General features: G+C 67.6%; 12 protein-coding genes. 3 read left to right on the forward strand and 9 right to left on the reverse strand.

Translation table 11 applies throughout. The features are described from left to right. Nucleotides 1-42 precede the first annotated feature (42 nt). The gene (locus VMT40_RS08325; RefSeq protein ID WP_326357404.1) at nucleotides 43-504 is read left to right on the forward strand and encodes a GNAT family N-acetyltransferase; all 462 of its coding nucleotides are present in this window, start codon (nucleotides 43-45) and stop codon (nucleotides 502-504) included. Here VMT40_RS08325 and VMT40_RS08330 read toward each other — a convergent pair. Next, on the reverse strand, nucleotides 493-1,143 hold the full coding sequence (locus tag VMT40_RS08330; RefSeq protein ID WP_326357405.1) for a Pr6Pr family membrane protein: 651 nt from the start codon (nucleotides 1,141-1,143) through the stop codon (nucleotides 493-495). The two genes, VMT40_RS08325 and VMT40_RS08330, sit on opposite strands and share 12 nt — an antisense overlap. Before the next feature lie 138 nt (nucleotides 1,144-1,281). Here VMT40_RS08330 and hrpA point away from each other — a divergent pair, with 138 nt between their 5' ends. After that, nucleotides 1,282-5,625, forward strand: coding sequence for an ATP-dependent RNA helicase HrpA (gene hrpA / locus VMT40_RS08335; protein WP_326357406.1), 4,344 nt, complete (start codon nucleotides 1,282-1,284; stop codon nucleotides 5,623-5,625). Nucleotides 5,626-5,705: 80 nt separating this feature from the next. Here the strand turns inward: hrpA and nrdR are convergent, their stop codons facing one another. The 3 genes from nrdR to VMT40_RS08350 form a co-directional block, all read right to left on the reverse strand. Next, nucleotides 5,706-6,182, reverse strand: a complete 477-nt coding sequence (gene nrdR, locus VMT40_RS08340) for a transcriptional regulator NrdR (RefSeq protein ID WP_326357407.1) — start codon at nucleotides 6,180-6,182, stop codon at nucleotides 5,706-5,708. A gap of 102 nt (nucleotides 6,183-6,284) precedes the next feature. Continuing rightward, nucleotides 6,285-7,514, reverse strand: a complete 1,230-nt coding sequence (locus VMT40_RS08345; RefSeq protein WP_326357408.1) for a hypothetical protein — start codon at nucleotides 7,512-7,514, stop codon at nucleotides 6,285-6,287. Between the two features lie 105 nt (nucleotides 7,515-7,619). Continuing rightward, nucleotides 7,620-8,027: a hypothetical protein gene (locus VMT40_RS08350; RefSeq protein WP_326357409.1), complete on the reverse strand. Its 408-nt coding sequence runs from the start codon at nucleotides 8,025-8,027 to the stop codon at nucleotides 7,620-7,622. 194 nt (nucleotides 8,028-8,221) lie between these two features. Between VMT40_RS08350 and lexA the strand changes: the two genes are divergently transcribed. Further along, nucleotides 8,222-9,028 (forward strand): transcriptional repressor LexA, encoded by an 807-nt coding sequence (gene lexA, locus VMT40_RS08355; RefSeq protein ID WP_326357410.1) that lies wholly within the window; start codon nucleotides 8,222-8,224, stop codon nucleotides 9,026-9,028. A 96-nt stretch (nucleotides 9,029-9,124) separates the two neighbouring features. Here lexA and VMT40_RS08360 read toward each other — a convergent pair whose 3' ends face one another. From VMT40_RS08360 to VMT40_RS08380, 5 genes are all read right to left on the reverse strand, one after another. Then, nucleotides 9,125-9,589, reverse strand: coding sequence for a DUF2231 domain-containing protein (locus VMT40_RS08360; RefSeq protein WP_326357411.1), 465 nt, complete (start codon nucleotides 9,587-9,589; stop codon nucleotides 9,125-9,127). 169 nt (nucleotides 9,590-9,758) lie between these two features. Continuing rightward, nucleotides 9,759-10,466 carry a hypothetical protein gene (locus VMT40_RS08365; protein WP_326357412.1) on the reverse strand — a complete coding sequence of 236 codons (708 nt, stop codon included), beginning with the start codon at nucleotides 10,464-10,466 and terminating at the stop codon, nucleotides 9,759-9,761. Nucleotides 10,467-10,757: 291 nt separating this feature from the next. Beyond that, nucleotides 10,758-12,407, reverse strand: a complete 1,650-nt coding sequence (locus VMT40_RS08370) for an alpha/beta hydrolase (protein WP_326357413.1) — start codon at nucleotides 12,405-12,407, stop codon at nucleotides 10,758-10,760. A gap of 69 nt (nucleotides 12,408-12,476) precedes the next feature. Beyond that, the gene (locus tag VMT40_RS08375) at nucleotides 12,477-12,785 is read right to left on the reverse strand and encodes a type VII secretion target (protein WP_326357414.1); all 309 of its coding nucleotides are present in this window, start codon (nucleotides 12,783-12,785) and stop codon (nucleotides 12,477-12,479) included. 121 nt (nucleotides 12,786-12,906) lie between these two features. Next, entirely contained in the window at nucleotides 12,907-13,854 is a 948-nt protein-coding gene (locus VMT40_RS08380) for an acyl-ACP desaturase (RefSeq protein WP_326358535.1), read from the reverse strand. Nucleotides 13,855-13,857 lie beyond the last annotated feature (3 nt).

The raw sequence follows: 13,857 nt of genomic DNA on the forward strand, positions 1-13,857 counted from the left end.
TCAGCCGGGCACGCCGCCAACCTCGACCGATAGCCTGGCGGCATGCGCATCATGATCGACGATCTGACCGGGGCCGAGGTGATCGGGCTCTTGGCAGCCCACGTGGCCGAGATGCTCGACAACTCGCCGGAGGAGAGCATGCACGCCCTGGACGTCGATGCGCTGCGCAAGCCGGAGATCACCTTCTGGTCGGCGTGGGAGGGCGACGAACTCGCGGGGTGCGGGGCGCTCAAGGAACTCGACCCGACGCACGCGGAGATCAAGTCCATGCGAACCACCGCCGAATTCCGGGGGCGCGGGGTGGCGTCACAGTTGTTGGCGCACATCCTCGATGCCGCCGAGACGCGTGGGTATGAGCGCGTGAGCCTGGAGACCGGTGCGTCGGAGTTCTATCTGCCCGCGGTGCGGCTCTACGAACGGTACGGCTTCGAGCACTGCGGGCCCTTCGCCGAGTACACCGAGGACCCGCACAGTGTTTTCATGACCCTGGCGCTACCCCGCTGAGCGACGCTCGCGCCATCGGGTCGCCATCTCCCCGAGCGCGGCGACGGCCACCGCCAGTATCACGAAGGCGATGACGAGGAACACGAGTCCGATCGACATCGAGACGTAACCCTTGTCGCGGGGATCGATGAACGGGTAGGGGTACCAGTCGACGATCGGTCCGCGAATCAGCGTGTAGACGCCGTAGACGAGCGGGTAGGCGAGCAGCGAGGCGATAAGTCGGACGCTGAGGCCCACCGCGGCCGGAACCAGCAACCAGTCAGCGAGTGCGACCAGCGGGGTGACCCGGTGCAGCACGTCATTGGTCCAGGGGTACTGGATGCCCACGGCGATCTTCTGCAGCAACACCGCGTAGACGACGCCGGTGATGACGATATAGAGCGTGGCCGCACAGCGCACGAGCTGCCAGCGCTCGCCCTGCGGATCGAACAGCGCGACACCGAGCCAGACCGCGATGACGATCAGATTCGACTGGATCGTGAAGTAGCTGAAGAAGTTTCCGAGGGTCCCGCCCGCCGCCAGATGCGTGGCCGTCCACGCCGCCGCCGCGATGTCCAGCACCGCGAACGCCAACAAGAGCGCCCGACCCCACAGCGGGTGTACCGCACTGCCCGGCCCCGTATATGCACTGCCGTTCATCACCCGATATTCGCATGCCAACCGGTCGAAATGCGGACGATACGCCGATGCCAGCATCCATCGGGCAATCCACGTGGGCGGGCGCTCGACACCGCGCCGACCGGCCCGGATCGGATCTTCGCTATCGTTGACGGTGCAATGACCAGGACCGCCGCCACCTCTCGCGAGCTTCGTTCCCGCCTGGCCGATCTCTCGATCCGCGACGAATACCGATTGCGTCGCAGGCTCGACAAGGCCCGCGGCGGCGATCTCACCGACCTCGAATCCGAGATCGACGCCGCCCAACGCCGGGTCGATGCCCGCCGGGCCGCCGTCCCGACCATCCGGTACCCCGAACAGCTACCGGTGTCCGCGCGCCGCGACGATATCGCCAAGGCCATCGCGGAAAACCAGGTCGTGATCGTGGCCGGTGAGACCGGCTCCGGCAAGACCACCCAGCTACCCAAGATCTGTCTGGAACTCGGGCGCGGGATTCGCGGCACCATCGGCCACACCCAGCCGCGGCGACTGGCCGCGCGCACGGTGGCCGAGCGCATTGCCGAGGAACTGGGCACCGAACTCGGTGACGTGGTCGGCTATACGGTCCGCTTCACCGATCAGGCCTCGGATCGCACCCTGGTCAAGCTCATGACCGACGGCATCCTGCTGGCCGAGATCCAGCGCGACCGGCTGCTGCGGCGCTACGACACGATCATCATCGACGAGGCGCACGAGCGCAGCCTCAATATCGACTTCCTGCTGGGGTATTTGAAGCAGCTGCTGCCGAAGCGGCCGGATCTGAAGATCGTCATCACCTCGGCGACCATCGACCCCGAGTTGTTCGCGCGGCACTTCAGCGACGAGAACGGTACGCCCGCACCGATTGTCGAGGTGTCGGGGCGGTCGTATCCGGTGGAGATCCGCTATCGGCCACTGTCGCTGGAACTTCCGGTCGCGTCCGAGGATCCCGACGACGAGGACACCCGCATCGTCGACCGCGACCCCACCGACGCCATCGGCGATGCGGTGCGCGAGCTCCAGGCCGAGGGCGACGGCGACATCCTGGTCTTCCTCTCCGGCGAACGCGAGATCCGCGACACCGCCGACTCGCTGCGCGATATGCGCCTGCCGCGCACCGAGATTCTGCCGCTGTACGCGCGGCTCTCGGCGGCCGAGCAGCACAAGGTGTTCGAGTCGCATACCGGGCGGCGCGTGGTGCTGGCCACCAATGTGGCCGAGACCTCGCTGACCGTGCCCGGCATCCGATACGTGATCGACCCTGGCACGGCACGCATTTCGCGCTACTCCATGCGCACCAAGGTGCAGCGGCTGCCGATCGAATCGATTTCGCAGGCCTCGGCTCGGCAGCGGTCGGGTCGTTGCGGTCGTGTCGCCGACGGCATCGCCATTCGGCTGTACTCGGAGGAGGATTTCGAATCCCGGCCGCAGTTCACCGAACCGGAGATCCTGCGCACCAATCTGGCCGCCGTCATCCTCCAGATGACCGCGCTGGGGCTCGGTGACATCGAGAGCTTCCCGTTCGTGGAGGCACCGGACAGTCGCGCCATTCGCGATGGCATCGCGCTGCTCGAGGAACTCGGCGCGCTGGCGCGCGCGGAGGCGGAATCCAGTCGGCGACAGGACATTCCCGACGCTGGCCTGATCCTCACCCCCATCGGCCGGGAAATGGCGCAGATCCCGGTCGATCCGCGCATGGCCCGCATGCTGGTCGAGGCCAATCGGGGCGGCTGCCTCGCCGAGGTGCTGATCATCGTCGCGGCCCTGTCCATCCAGGACGTCCGCGAACGCCCCGTCGAGCACCAGCAGGCGGCCGACACCAAACACGCCCGCTTCACCGTCGAGGGCTCCGACTTCCTGTCCTACCTGCGCCTCTGGGATTACCTCCGGGAACAGCGCAACGCCCTGTCCTCCAACCAATTCCGCCGCATGTGCCGCGACGAGTTCCTGCACTACCTCCGCATCCGCGAATGGCAGGACCTGCACGGCCAACTCCGCACCATCACCCGCGGCCTCGGCTGGACCACCGCGGGCACCGACGCCCAATTCGACCGCACCGCAACAACTTCCGCCGACGCGGGCGGCACCGGCACCGCCAACACCCACAACAGCCGAACCGGACAAACCCGGCGTGGAGCTCGCGGCGCGCACGCCAATGATGCCGGGCAGCGCGGGAATTCAGGCCGCGGGCCCGAGCCCGACGGTGGGCTCGACTTGGGAGACGGCAGGGAACCCCGCGGATCCGGTGGCGCCCTTCGTGCCGATGGCCGCGCCGACGGGCGTAGCGCGGGTCGCGGCGCAGGGGCCGGTCGCGAGGCCGGTTCTGGTCGTGGGAATTCCGGGTCCACCAGTGGCCGGTCAGGTCTGGCCGAGTCGCTGGCCGCCAAGGCTGGGGTCGACAACGACTCGCTGCCTTGGGATGTGACGTCTATTCATCAGGCGTTGCTGGCGGGGATGTTGTCGCATATTGGCGTGCGGGAGGCGGAGACTCGGGAGTTTCTCGGGGCTCGCAATGCCAAGTTCATGATCTTCCCCGGATCGTCGCTGGCCAAGAAGCCGCCGCGGTGGGTGATGGCGGCCGAGTTGGTCGAGACCTCACGACTGTGGGGGCGGACGGCGGCGCGGATCGAGCCGGAGTGGGCAGAGAAGCTCGCGGGCGATTTGGTGAAACGCACCTACTCCGAGCCGCATTGGTCGGCCAAGCGGGGTTCGGCGGCGGCCTATGAGCGGGTCACGCTGTATGGGATTCCGTTGGTTACGCAGCGGCGGGTCGATTTCGGGCGGATCGATCCGGAGTTGTCGCGGGAGCTGTTCATTCGGCATGCGCTGGTGCAGGGCGAGTGGCAGACCAAGCACGAGTTCTTCGAGCGGAATCGGGAATTGCTCAAGGATGTCGCGGATCTCGAGCATCGGGCGCGGCGGCGCGACATCCTGGTCGACGATCAGGTGCTGTTCGACTTCTACGACCAGCGCATTCCCTCCGACATCGTGTCGGTGCGGCATTTCGACAGCTGGTGGCGCAAGGCACAGCGCAAGGACCCGAACCTGCTGGACTTCACCGCCTCCACGGTGGTGAACGAGGACGCGGCGGTCCTGGACCCGACCGCCTACCCGGACAGCTGGCGACAGGGCGAGCTCACCTTCCCGCTCACCTACCAGTTCGAGCCGGGCCAGGCCGATGACGGTGTGACCGTGCACATTCCGATCGCCCAACTGGCGCATGTGCGCTCGGTCGGCTTCGACTGGCTGGTGCCGGGCATGCGCGAGGAACTGGCCGCGGCCTTCATCAAGACTCTGCCGAAACAGTTGCGCCGCACCGTCGTTCCCGCCCCAGACTTCGCCAAGGCCGCGCTGGACCGACTCACCCCGCGCGCCGAACCCCTGCGCACCGGGCTCGCCCGCGAACTGTCCCAGCTCGGCTCGGTCACCATTACCGCCGGACACCTGGACCCGGCGGGCCTACCCGACCACCTGCGCATGACCTTCGCCGCCACCAACCCGGCGGGCGAGATCGTGGCCCGCAGCAAGAGCCTCACTGAGCTGAAAACCAGTCTCGCCGAACAGGTCTCGAAGTCGGTGGCGCGCGCCAATACCGGCTCCGAACGCGCGCCCGCCACCGTGTGGACCTCGGAATCGCTGGGCACCCTGCCCACCTCGGTCAAACGCGAGGTGGGCGGCCAGACCATCACCGGCTACCCGGCGCTCGTCGCCGAGCCCGAGGGTGTGGCCGTGCGCGTGCTCAGTTCCCCCGCCGAGCAGGCCACCGCCATGCGCACCGGTACTCGCGCCCTGCTCCTGGGCGCGATCACCACCAATACCCGCGCCGTCACCGCGGGCCTGCCGCCCACGGATCGCCTTGCGCTGAGCCAGAATCCGTACGGCTCCCTCGACGCCCTCGTCGAGGACTGTCGCGCCTGCGCCGCCGACGAACTCATCGCGGCCCACGGCGGCCCCGTCCGCAGCCCCGACCAGTTCAAGGCCCTGGTCGACAAGGTGCGACCCCAATTCACCACGGCGGTAGCGAATATCGTCCGCTCCGTGGTCCCGGTGCTGGCCGAGGCCCACCGTCTGCGCGCCACCCTCGCCGAGTCCCGCGACCGCGACGCCACCGACGATGTCGCCCACCAACTCGACGACCTGGTCTTCCCGGGCTTCATCTCCGAATGGGGCAGCGCCCGTTTGCGGGAACTGCCCCGCTATCTGCAGGCCGCCCGGCTGCGCCTGGAGGCCCTGCCCGCCGCCGCCAACCGGGACCGGGCGGGCATGGCGGAACTGGACCGCGTGCACGCCGCCTACGACCGGCTGGTGGCCAACCTCCCGGAGAACCGCCGCGGCGGCCGCGACATCGTCGAAATCTGGTGGATGATCGAGGAACTCCGGGTCAGCCTGTTCGCCCAGCAGCTCGGCACCCCGTATCCGGTGTCGGCCAAGCGCATCGAGAAGGCCATCGACGCGGCCCGCCGCCCACCTCAGCCGCAGCGCTGACCCGAGAGCGAAACGGTCCGGCTCCGAATGCTTCGGAGCCGGACCGCAAGTCGTCGAGGCCGCTGGTAGCGGACGCTCGGTTATTTCGTCGACGCGGCCACCGAATGCTCGGCGCGGTGCTGACGCAGGTCGGCGATCTCGCGTTCGAAATCCTCGGCGGAACTGAAGGATCGGTACACCGAGGCGAAGCGCAGGTAGGCGACCTCGTCCAAATCGCGCAGCGGGCCGAGAATGGCCAGCCCCACCTCGTGGCTGGGCACCTCGGGGGAACCCTTGGCGCGCACCGCATCCTCGACCTGCTGGGCCAGCAGATTGAGGGCGTCCGAATCGACCTCGCGGCCCTGACAGGCGCGACTCACACCGCGAATGACCTTTTCGCGGCTGAACGGTTCGGTGACGCCGCTGCGCTTCACCACCGACAGAATCGCGGTTTCGACAGTGGTGAACCGGCGCCCACACTCCGGGCAGGCACGCCGCCTCCTGATGGCGGTGCCTTCCTCGGCCTCACGCGAGTCGACCACCCTCGAATCGGGGTGACGACAATACGGGCAATGCATCCGGGATCCTTCGTCGATGCCTGGGATCAGAAACCTTAAGCAATCTCGAGGATACCGTGATAGCGGCGGTCCGCGGCGTCCGCCCGGGTCGCGCGGCCGGAATCAGGTGGTCAGCTGCCATTCCTTGGTCATATCCGCGAGCACGTCCGGCAGCCGCTGCACCAGGCGGCCATTGGCCAGCATGGTCGAGAAGGGCACGGCCAGAACCGTTCTCGCGAAGGCCGGGTTCTCGCACAGTTCCAGATAGCGCGGCAGCAGGTCGTGGGTGATGTAATTCCACCGCGTGTCGCGATCGGCCCAGTTGAAGTCGGGCAGCGGGGCCCGCAGCGACATGCCGCCCGCGGTGACGGTGATGGGCGCGAACACCCCGGGTGCCCGCACGCCCGGGACCGCGGCCTTACCCGCGACGGTGCTCACATACGTCATGACCCGGCCCATGGCCCCGCGGCCGTGCGAGGTGACATCCCACTGGTCGGCAATGATCTGGTTCTGTTCGCGATCGGTCATGCGCAATGCCGCGTCGGCCAGCCCGTCCTGCGTACCGGTGGCGATGTCGCGCCAGGCGATGATGGCGTTCTCATCGAGCACGCCCGCCCGATACATCTCCTCGACCCCGGCCAGGCCCTCGGCCGCGTACGCCTCGTGCATGGGGACCTGGTCGATGAAGATGTGCTTCTGCATGATCATCAATCGGGTCTGGTACCAGGCCAGATCCTCCGTGGTGAGCCGTTCGCCCTCGGTGGCGAGGTTCGCGATATCGGCGGGCAGGATGTCCAACAACTGCGACGGTGTGCCGCGCAGCAGATCCGCGACCGCGTCGCCGAGCTGATGGACGCCCGGCACGCTGATGATCGAAGCCACATCGCCCATGTCGAAGAAGCCCGAGGCGAACGAGCCGCCCGCCAGCCCGGCCAACCCGGTCCACCAGTAGTCGGGATGGGCGTTGTTCAGCCGCAGGTAGTTCACGTAGACCTGGGTGAAGGTGCGGGTATTGGCCGCGACACCGAGCGCGGGATCCCAGGTGGCCAGGTCGATATCGGCATTGCGGGTGGCGACCGTCAGCCAGTACTGGTGCAGCAGTGTGGCGTAGCGGCGGGGTGCGATACCCGCGGCGCGCGCCTGGTCGAGCGCGTCGCGCAGGACGTCCGGATCGAGGGGCAGGGCCGGATTCAAACCGCCTCCGCCCGCACCGTCGCCATTGATCGACGGAGGATCCAGATAGGCGGTATAGGTCGATCCTGATTCCGCCTGTGCGGCCGGTGCCGTCACCAGCCCGATCATCAGGCAGATGAGGACTCCGGCCAGCCGGATCAGCCCTCGAACTCTCGGCATGACGCCCCCTGTTTGCGTTGTAGCCTCGGTCACAGTCAGGGGGACGGTAGCAACACGTTTCAGTTTTCAATCTGCATTTCCGGCCAACCCTGTGACCGGGGATCGCTAGCGCGCCGGAGCGGGTGCCATCTGCACCGCGGGCGGCGGGGTGGTCTGCGAATCGAAGTCGCCGGAACGCAATTGGGCCAAACCGATCAGACCGGCGACGGCGAGGGCACTCACCAGTGCGGTGATCGCCAAGGCGGCGAAACCGGTCTGCGCGCGCTGCACGCGGTCGAGCGGATGCACTCCCCGGGCGCGTCCCGCCGCGTGTCGCACGACGACATGATCGCGTCGAGCGCCGGGGCGGACCATGGGCCGGGCCGTCGAACGGCAGGGCCGACGGTCGCCGAGGGGGCGCACGACGGCATCCGCCGCGCGGGCGGACGACCGATCCGAGCGCAGCTCCCACGGGAGGCTGTCGAATCCCAAATCGCTTCCAAGAGTGTCGATTTCGCTGACCACGGCGCGCATCGAAGAAACCTCCAAGGTAGGGCGGACCGAATGATGCTGGACAACTGACTCGATCATGTGTTCGAAGAACTGATGTTCGAATTTCTACCACGGCCCACCGACAATGTCACTCATTTCCCCGACATGCGTCGAACAGATGTTTGATCACACGCGTCACACGGACTACAGTCATGGCACGAGTTCAACGAATTCCAATGAGCCACAGCAGTGAATGGAGGACGGCGGCGGTGAGCGAACACGGCGGCGCGGAAGGTGACAACGGACCCCTTGGTCTTCCAGGAGACCTCCCAGGAGACGACTCCGCCTCCTCCGCCGAGTCGTCCGGCAGCGGCGCGGAACTGACCGTGCGGCAGCGCAAGGTGCTGGAGGTCATTCGCACCTCGGTGCACGACCGCGGGTATCCGCCCAGCATTCGCGAGATCGGCGATGCCGTCGGCCTCACCTCGACCTCCTCGGTCGCGCACCAGCTGCGCGCGCTCGAGCGCAAGGGCTATCTACGCCGCGACCCGAATCGTCCACGCGCCGTGGATGTCCGGGGCCTGGACGAGACGGCCATGCGCGCCACCGCCGGGGTCTCGCAGCTGCGCCCGGTGAGCACGGAGGCCGAATCCTCCGACGAGCACCCGATTCCGACCTACGTCCCGGTCCTCGGCCGGATCGCCGCCGGTGGTCCGATCCTGGCCGAGCAGGCGGTGGAGGATGTCTTCCCGCTGCCGCGCGAACTGGTCGGCGAGGGTTCGCTGTTCCTGCTCAAGGTCGTCGGCCAGTCCATGATCGACGCCGCCATCTGCGACGGCGACTGGGTGGTCGTGCGGCAGCAGAACGTGGCCGAGAACGGTGACATCGTGGCCGCCATGATCGATGGCGAGGCCACCGTGAAGACGTTCAAGCGCACCGGTTCCCAGGTGTGGCTGATGCCGCACAACCCCCTGTTCGAGCCGATTCCGGGCAATGACGCCCAGGTCCTCGGCAAGGTCGTCACGGTGATCCGCAAGATCTGACCGTGCCGCACTGTCGTGACCCGGTGACCGCCCCGCAGACCGGCCGCCGGGTCACGACAGTCGTACTCCCAGAACCCTTTCGGTGATCGAACACCGTCAGTGGTTCAGCACGCCGTTCCACACCGCGTGCGCCCCCGAATCCCCGACCCGGTAGGTCTGCCAGGCGGCCGCGCCCCCGGCCGCGATGGCCACGAGCGCGATGAGCGCCACCGCCGCCCGCCCGGTCGGCTTCCCCCGGCCCTGCCGCACGTGGGCGATCACCAGCAGCACCGCCGAAATCAGCAGCGGCGCAACGAAGTACAGCATCTGATGCCCGAGCCGCGCATGCTCGTCGATCACCGGTGGCATACCCAGTTGCTGCTGGAACCACTCCCCCGCCGCCACGGTGACCGGCGTCAACGCGGTCACCACGACCGCCAGCGCGGCGGTCGGCCAGATCAGCCGGGCGCGGGCCGCGGGCCAGAGCGCGCACGCGATCAGTGCCACCGCCGTCAGCGGGACCAGCACCACGACCACGTGCACGAGAAGGACATGGGCGGGCAGCCCATTGATTGTCGACATATATCGGCTCTTTCGAACTCGGCGAAAAGCCCGGCGTATCAGTACAACGTATGTCGACGGCCGCTGGTTCGGTGCGGACCCGGGTCGGCTCGGCGAGCCCGGGGACCCAGCTCGGCAAGCCCGGGGACCCAGCTCGGCGAGCCCGGGACCCGGGTGCGGGCGAGGCGGTTCAGTCCGCGTCGGTGGGCACCACGATGCGGGTGAGCAACTGGGTGGGTGCGTCATCGGCATGCGCGACCGACTGCCCACTCTGCTCGACGGCTTCGGGAGCGGACTCCGCGACGGGCGCGGCCTCGGCCGCCGGGGTCGCCTCGGGCTCGGGGGTCGCCGTGGCCTCGGAACTCCGCGCCGCGGCAGCATCCTGCGCGGGGGTCGCGGAACGGTCGGGGGTCGAGGTGGAGGTGGCGGTCGAGGCATCGCCGGACAGGGCGGCCAGGCGGCGAGCGCGCAGGTCCTCGCTCAATACCGCCGCGGACTGCTCGGACGCGGCGGACGGGGTGTGGACGATGCGGCGGGTCGGGGTCTCCTCGACGGGTGCGGCCTCGGCCGCGCTCGGCAGGCCGGACCCGGCGACGAAACCGAGCACCTCGTACTGGGTGCCGATGGTCATGACGGCCGAATTCTTGTCGTGCGCAATGTATCCCTGGTTGGTGCCCATGACGCGCCGCAGCGACTCCAGCCAGCGGTGGTCCAGGACCCGGCAGTCGGCCCAGGGGAAGTACTCGAGCCCGGTGCGCAGATAGAAGCGGTCACCGATGCGCGCACCGCGCAACAGCTCCAGCAGCCATGCGTCGATGAGATTCGGCTGGGCATTTCGATAGATGCGCGACCGCGGCGCGACCGACCCGTTCGCGAATTCCCCGAAGGAGTTCAGCAACTCACCCGGAAACTCTTCTATCTTCCCAAAACCGACGACATCCAAACCATGAAGTTGCTCTGGAAGTTGGGCGGCAATCCTGCGCTCGTCATGCAGTTTGAACTTCCTATTGATGTTCTCAGTGCGCATTTGTCTCCGACTTCCCGCTCCAACCTCACGGAACCCTAGCATGAACCCAACCGTTTCAGACCAGTTTGGTCAGCCGCCCAATGTACCGATACGGCATACCCGGCTACGAACCCGCAACCTGCAGTTACGGCTATCACGGCGCAACGGGCTGGTCGGTCTCACTCATGGGCGATAGCGGTCCGCGATGATTTCCCCCTGGGTCGCGAGACCCGGATTACCCTGCTCCCAGTAGTTTCCGTGGGCCAGCGCGTCAACGGGCATGCCCCGCAGCACCGGAAGGTCGATAGTCGGGCCGGAAGATGTGAAAACCGTTGCGCGAAATTCGCGATCGGCCGGATCCACCCCGTGCAAAAACTGACCGAATCTCGGCACCGGGTCGGCGGGGTCGGCGGTGGCAAACACATGCGCGGCGTTGCGGCCCGCAGGAATACCCTCGAGCCGCAATTCCGAAACATCCTCGACACCCACGCCGGGACTGCCCACGAACACCACCGCGTCGGCGGCCAAGGAGTTAGCTCCGGAGGCCGCGGCCCCGATCACGGTGCTCCCGTAACTGTGCCCGATGACCGAATTGTGCGATCTCGGCCCGGCATGCGTGGCCCGCAGCGCCTCCTCGAACCGGTCCAGCGCGGGCGCACCCTCCCGGGCTCGCCAATCCGTCGCCGCCTCCGCCAGATTCGGTGGGGCGTCGTAGCCGTACCAGGCGATCACCGAGGTACGCGCCGACGGATCCGCGCGCTCGGCCGCACCCAGCAGGGCCCGCGAACGATCCAGGCCCTCGCCGATCGCGGTGATCGGGGACCCGGTACCGGGCACGAAGGTCGCGACGTTCGCCGCCGTGTCCGGATTGTTCAACGCGATCGCGCCGTGGCCGTACTCGTCGACTTCCAGCAGCAATCGTCCCGATCCGGCCGCGCCGATCGCATCACCGAGGGCCTCATATCCCGCCTGCCTGGTTTGCGCGGCATGCCGTGCGGCTGCCCACTGCCGCAACCGAATCCATTCGTCGGCGGTCGTGGGGAGGTTTTCGCCGCGCGCCCAGTCGGGGTGCTGGTCCACCAGCCGCTGCCCTTCGGATACCGCATCCTCGCCCAGCCGTGCGACCGCGAGCCGGTTGTAGTGATCTCGCGCCAACGCGGGCAGCCCGTCGCGATCACCAATGAGCGGATCGAAGGCGAACAGCGCGTCCTGATCGGCGGGCGAGAGCGAATTCCACAGCGCGTAAAGCGCTTTCGGATCCTCCGGCAAATTCTCCGTTCCCTCGAGGAACCCGGCGATCCGCGAACTCGGCCCACCCCCTTGCGGATCGCGAGCCAACCCGGCCAAAGCGGTTGCGGCGGCATCGAGCCGCGCCCCCGCTCGCTCGTCGGTCTCCCCCGCCGCCTCCAGCAGCGGCACCAACCGCGCCTGCAACTCCCGCGCCTTGGCATCGAATCCGGCCTGAAAGATCAAGTCCAAGGCCGTGTTCCCCGTCGCGGACCGCGGCCCGGCCACCTTCCCATCCTCCGACACCCGGCAACCGTGGGCCGCCGCTTCGGCTTCCAACTCCCGAACGAGCTCACACACCCGCTCGAGCGTGGAGGCTTCCGCCAGCGCCTCGGCGATATCGAGCAGCGCCGCCCCAATGTGATTGGCACCCACCTGCGACTGCACCGCCCGCAGCGCCCCGGCGGCTCCCGCCGCCCCGTGCCAGCCACTCAACGCCACATCGACCAGCCCGCCGAACCGCCCGATTGCGCCGGAAAAGTCCGAATCCGCCTGAATCGCAGCCCCACTGGCCCTCGAAGCGCTCTCGGCATCCCACCCACGCACCTGCGACAACCTCGCCCGCCCCATCCCGCCCTCCCGTGGCCAAGCAGATCGATTCCCCGAGTCGGTCGGTCAGGGCGTGGGGTGGAGGTAGGAGTCGAGTTGGTGTTCGAGGTCCGCTTCGGTTTGCTCGTAGGTGGTGGCGGCGTGGGTGGTGGTGTCCGCGAGGGTGGTCAGTTGGGTGGCCATTCGGGACAGGGCGGTGCGCAGGGGTGCGCAGACGCCGGTGGCGGCCGCGCCAGTGGCCGAGTTGGGCATGGATTGGGCCACTTGGGCTATCAGGTCCACCGGGTCGATGGCCGCGATGGCATCGGCCTCGGTGCGGATGCCCGCGGCCATGATTCGGAGCGCGGCGATGTCGGCGCGCAGCATGTCGGTCATGCTTCCCCCTTCGTCGTGACCGAACATTAGCGGCGCGACGACGACGAGGTGAGATGAGAAGTCCAGGATGTGGACAACTCACTGGCTGTTCACATGTGGGCTCCGCGGGTCACATATGGGCTCAGCGGGCGACGCGTTCGCGGCGGGCGGCGTCGCGGGCGAGGGCGCGGTCGCGCTGCTCTTCGAAGCGGATCACATCCTTGCCGAGTTTGTCCAGGTAGGCGCCCAGTTCGTCGCGGATCTGCTCGCCGCGGGCGCTGAAGTCGCTGCGGTCGAAGATGTTCCACTTGCGCAGCACCGGCATGATGACCTCTTCCAAGTGCTGGCGCAGGTCGTAGATGCCGTGCTTGGCGATGAGCACACTATTGCGCCGGAAGTCCGGCATGCCCGCGCCGGGCATGCGGAAGTTCTTGATCACCGCGGTAATCGCGGCCAGGGCATCGTCGGGAACCAGGTCCAGGGTCGCGCCGCAAATATTGCGGTAGAAGACCATGTGCAGGTTCTCATCGGCCGCGATGCGCGTGAGCATGCGGTCGGCAATGGGGTCCTGGCAGGCCTTTCCGGTATTGCGGTGGGAAACCCGCGTGGCGAGTTCCTGAAACGTCACATAGGCGACGCCGTGCAGAACTTCGTGATTACCGGTCCCCGTGGGATCGTCGACACCCTGCGACATGCACGTCATGCGGGCCTGCTCGAGCGCGACGGGGTCGACACCGCGGGTGACGACGAGGTAATCGCGCAGCACGATGCCGTGCCGGTTCTCCTCGGCGGTCCACCGATCGACCCAGTTCCGCCACGCGCCGTCACGGGAGAAGGCGTCGGAAATGAGCCGGTGATAGGACGGCAGATTGTCCTCGGTGAGCAGATTGGTGATCATGGCGGCGCGCGCCACCTCGCCCAGCCTGGATTGTTCGGGCTCCCAGTCGATTCCGCCCATCGCCGCGAAATTGCGGCCCTCGTCCCACGGCACATAGTCGTGTGGATGCCATTCCTTGGCCAGCGATAGGTGCCGGTTCAGATTCGCTTCCGCCACCGGTTCGAGTTCTGCCAGCAATGCTGTCGCGGTCATGGA

This window comes from Nocardia sp. CDC160, from assembly GCF_035818795.1.
Taxonomy (GTDB): Bacteria; Actinomycetota; Actinomycetes; order Mycobacteriales; family Mycobacteriaceae; genus Nocardia.

What these genes read in the sequence shown, in the direction of transcription:
- VMT40_RS08325 (WP_326357404.1), top strand. Translation starts at nt 43, where the DNA reads ATGCGCATCATGATCGACGATCTGACCGGGGCCGAGGTGATCGGGCTC.
- VMT40_RS08330 (WP_326357405.1), bottom strand. Translation starts at nt 1,143, where the DNA reads ATGAACGGCAGTGCATATACGGGGCCGGGCAGTGCGGTACACCCGCTG.
- hrpA (WP_326357406.1), top strand. Translation starts at nt 1,282, where the DNA reads ATGACCAGGACCGCCGCCACCTCTCGCGAGCTTCGTTCCCGCCTGGCC.
- nrdR (WP_326357407.1), bottom strand. Translation starts at nt 6,182, where the DNA reads ATGCATTGCCCGTATTGTCGTCACCCCGATTCGAGGGTGGTCGACTCG.
- VMT40_RS08345 (WP_326357408.1), bottom strand. Translation starts at nt 7,514, where the DNA reads ATGCCGAGAGTTCGAGGGCTGATCCGGCTGGCCGGAGTCCTCATCTGC.
- VMT40_RS08350 (WP_326357409.1), bottom strand. Translation starts at nt 8,027, where the DNA reads ATGCGCGCCGTGGTCAGCGAAATCGACACTCTTGGAAGCGATTTGGGA.
- lexA (WP_326357410.1), top strand. Translation starts at nt 8,222, where the DNA reads ATGAGCCACAGCAGTGAATGGAGGACGGCGGCGGTGAGCGAACACGGC.
- VMT40_RS08360 (WP_326357411.1), bottom strand. Translation starts at nt 9,589, where the DNA reads ATGTCGACAATCAATGGGCTGCCCGCCCATGTCCTTCTCGTGCACGTG.
- VMT40_RS08375 (WP_326357414.1), bottom strand. Translation starts at nt 12,785, where the DNA reads ATGACCGACATGCTGCGCGCCGACATCGCCGCGCTCCGAATCATGGCC.
- VMT40_RS08380 (WP_326358535.1), bottom strand. Translation starts at nt 13,854, where the DNA reads ATGACCGCGACAGCATTGCTGGCAGAACTCGAACCGGTGGCGGAAGCG.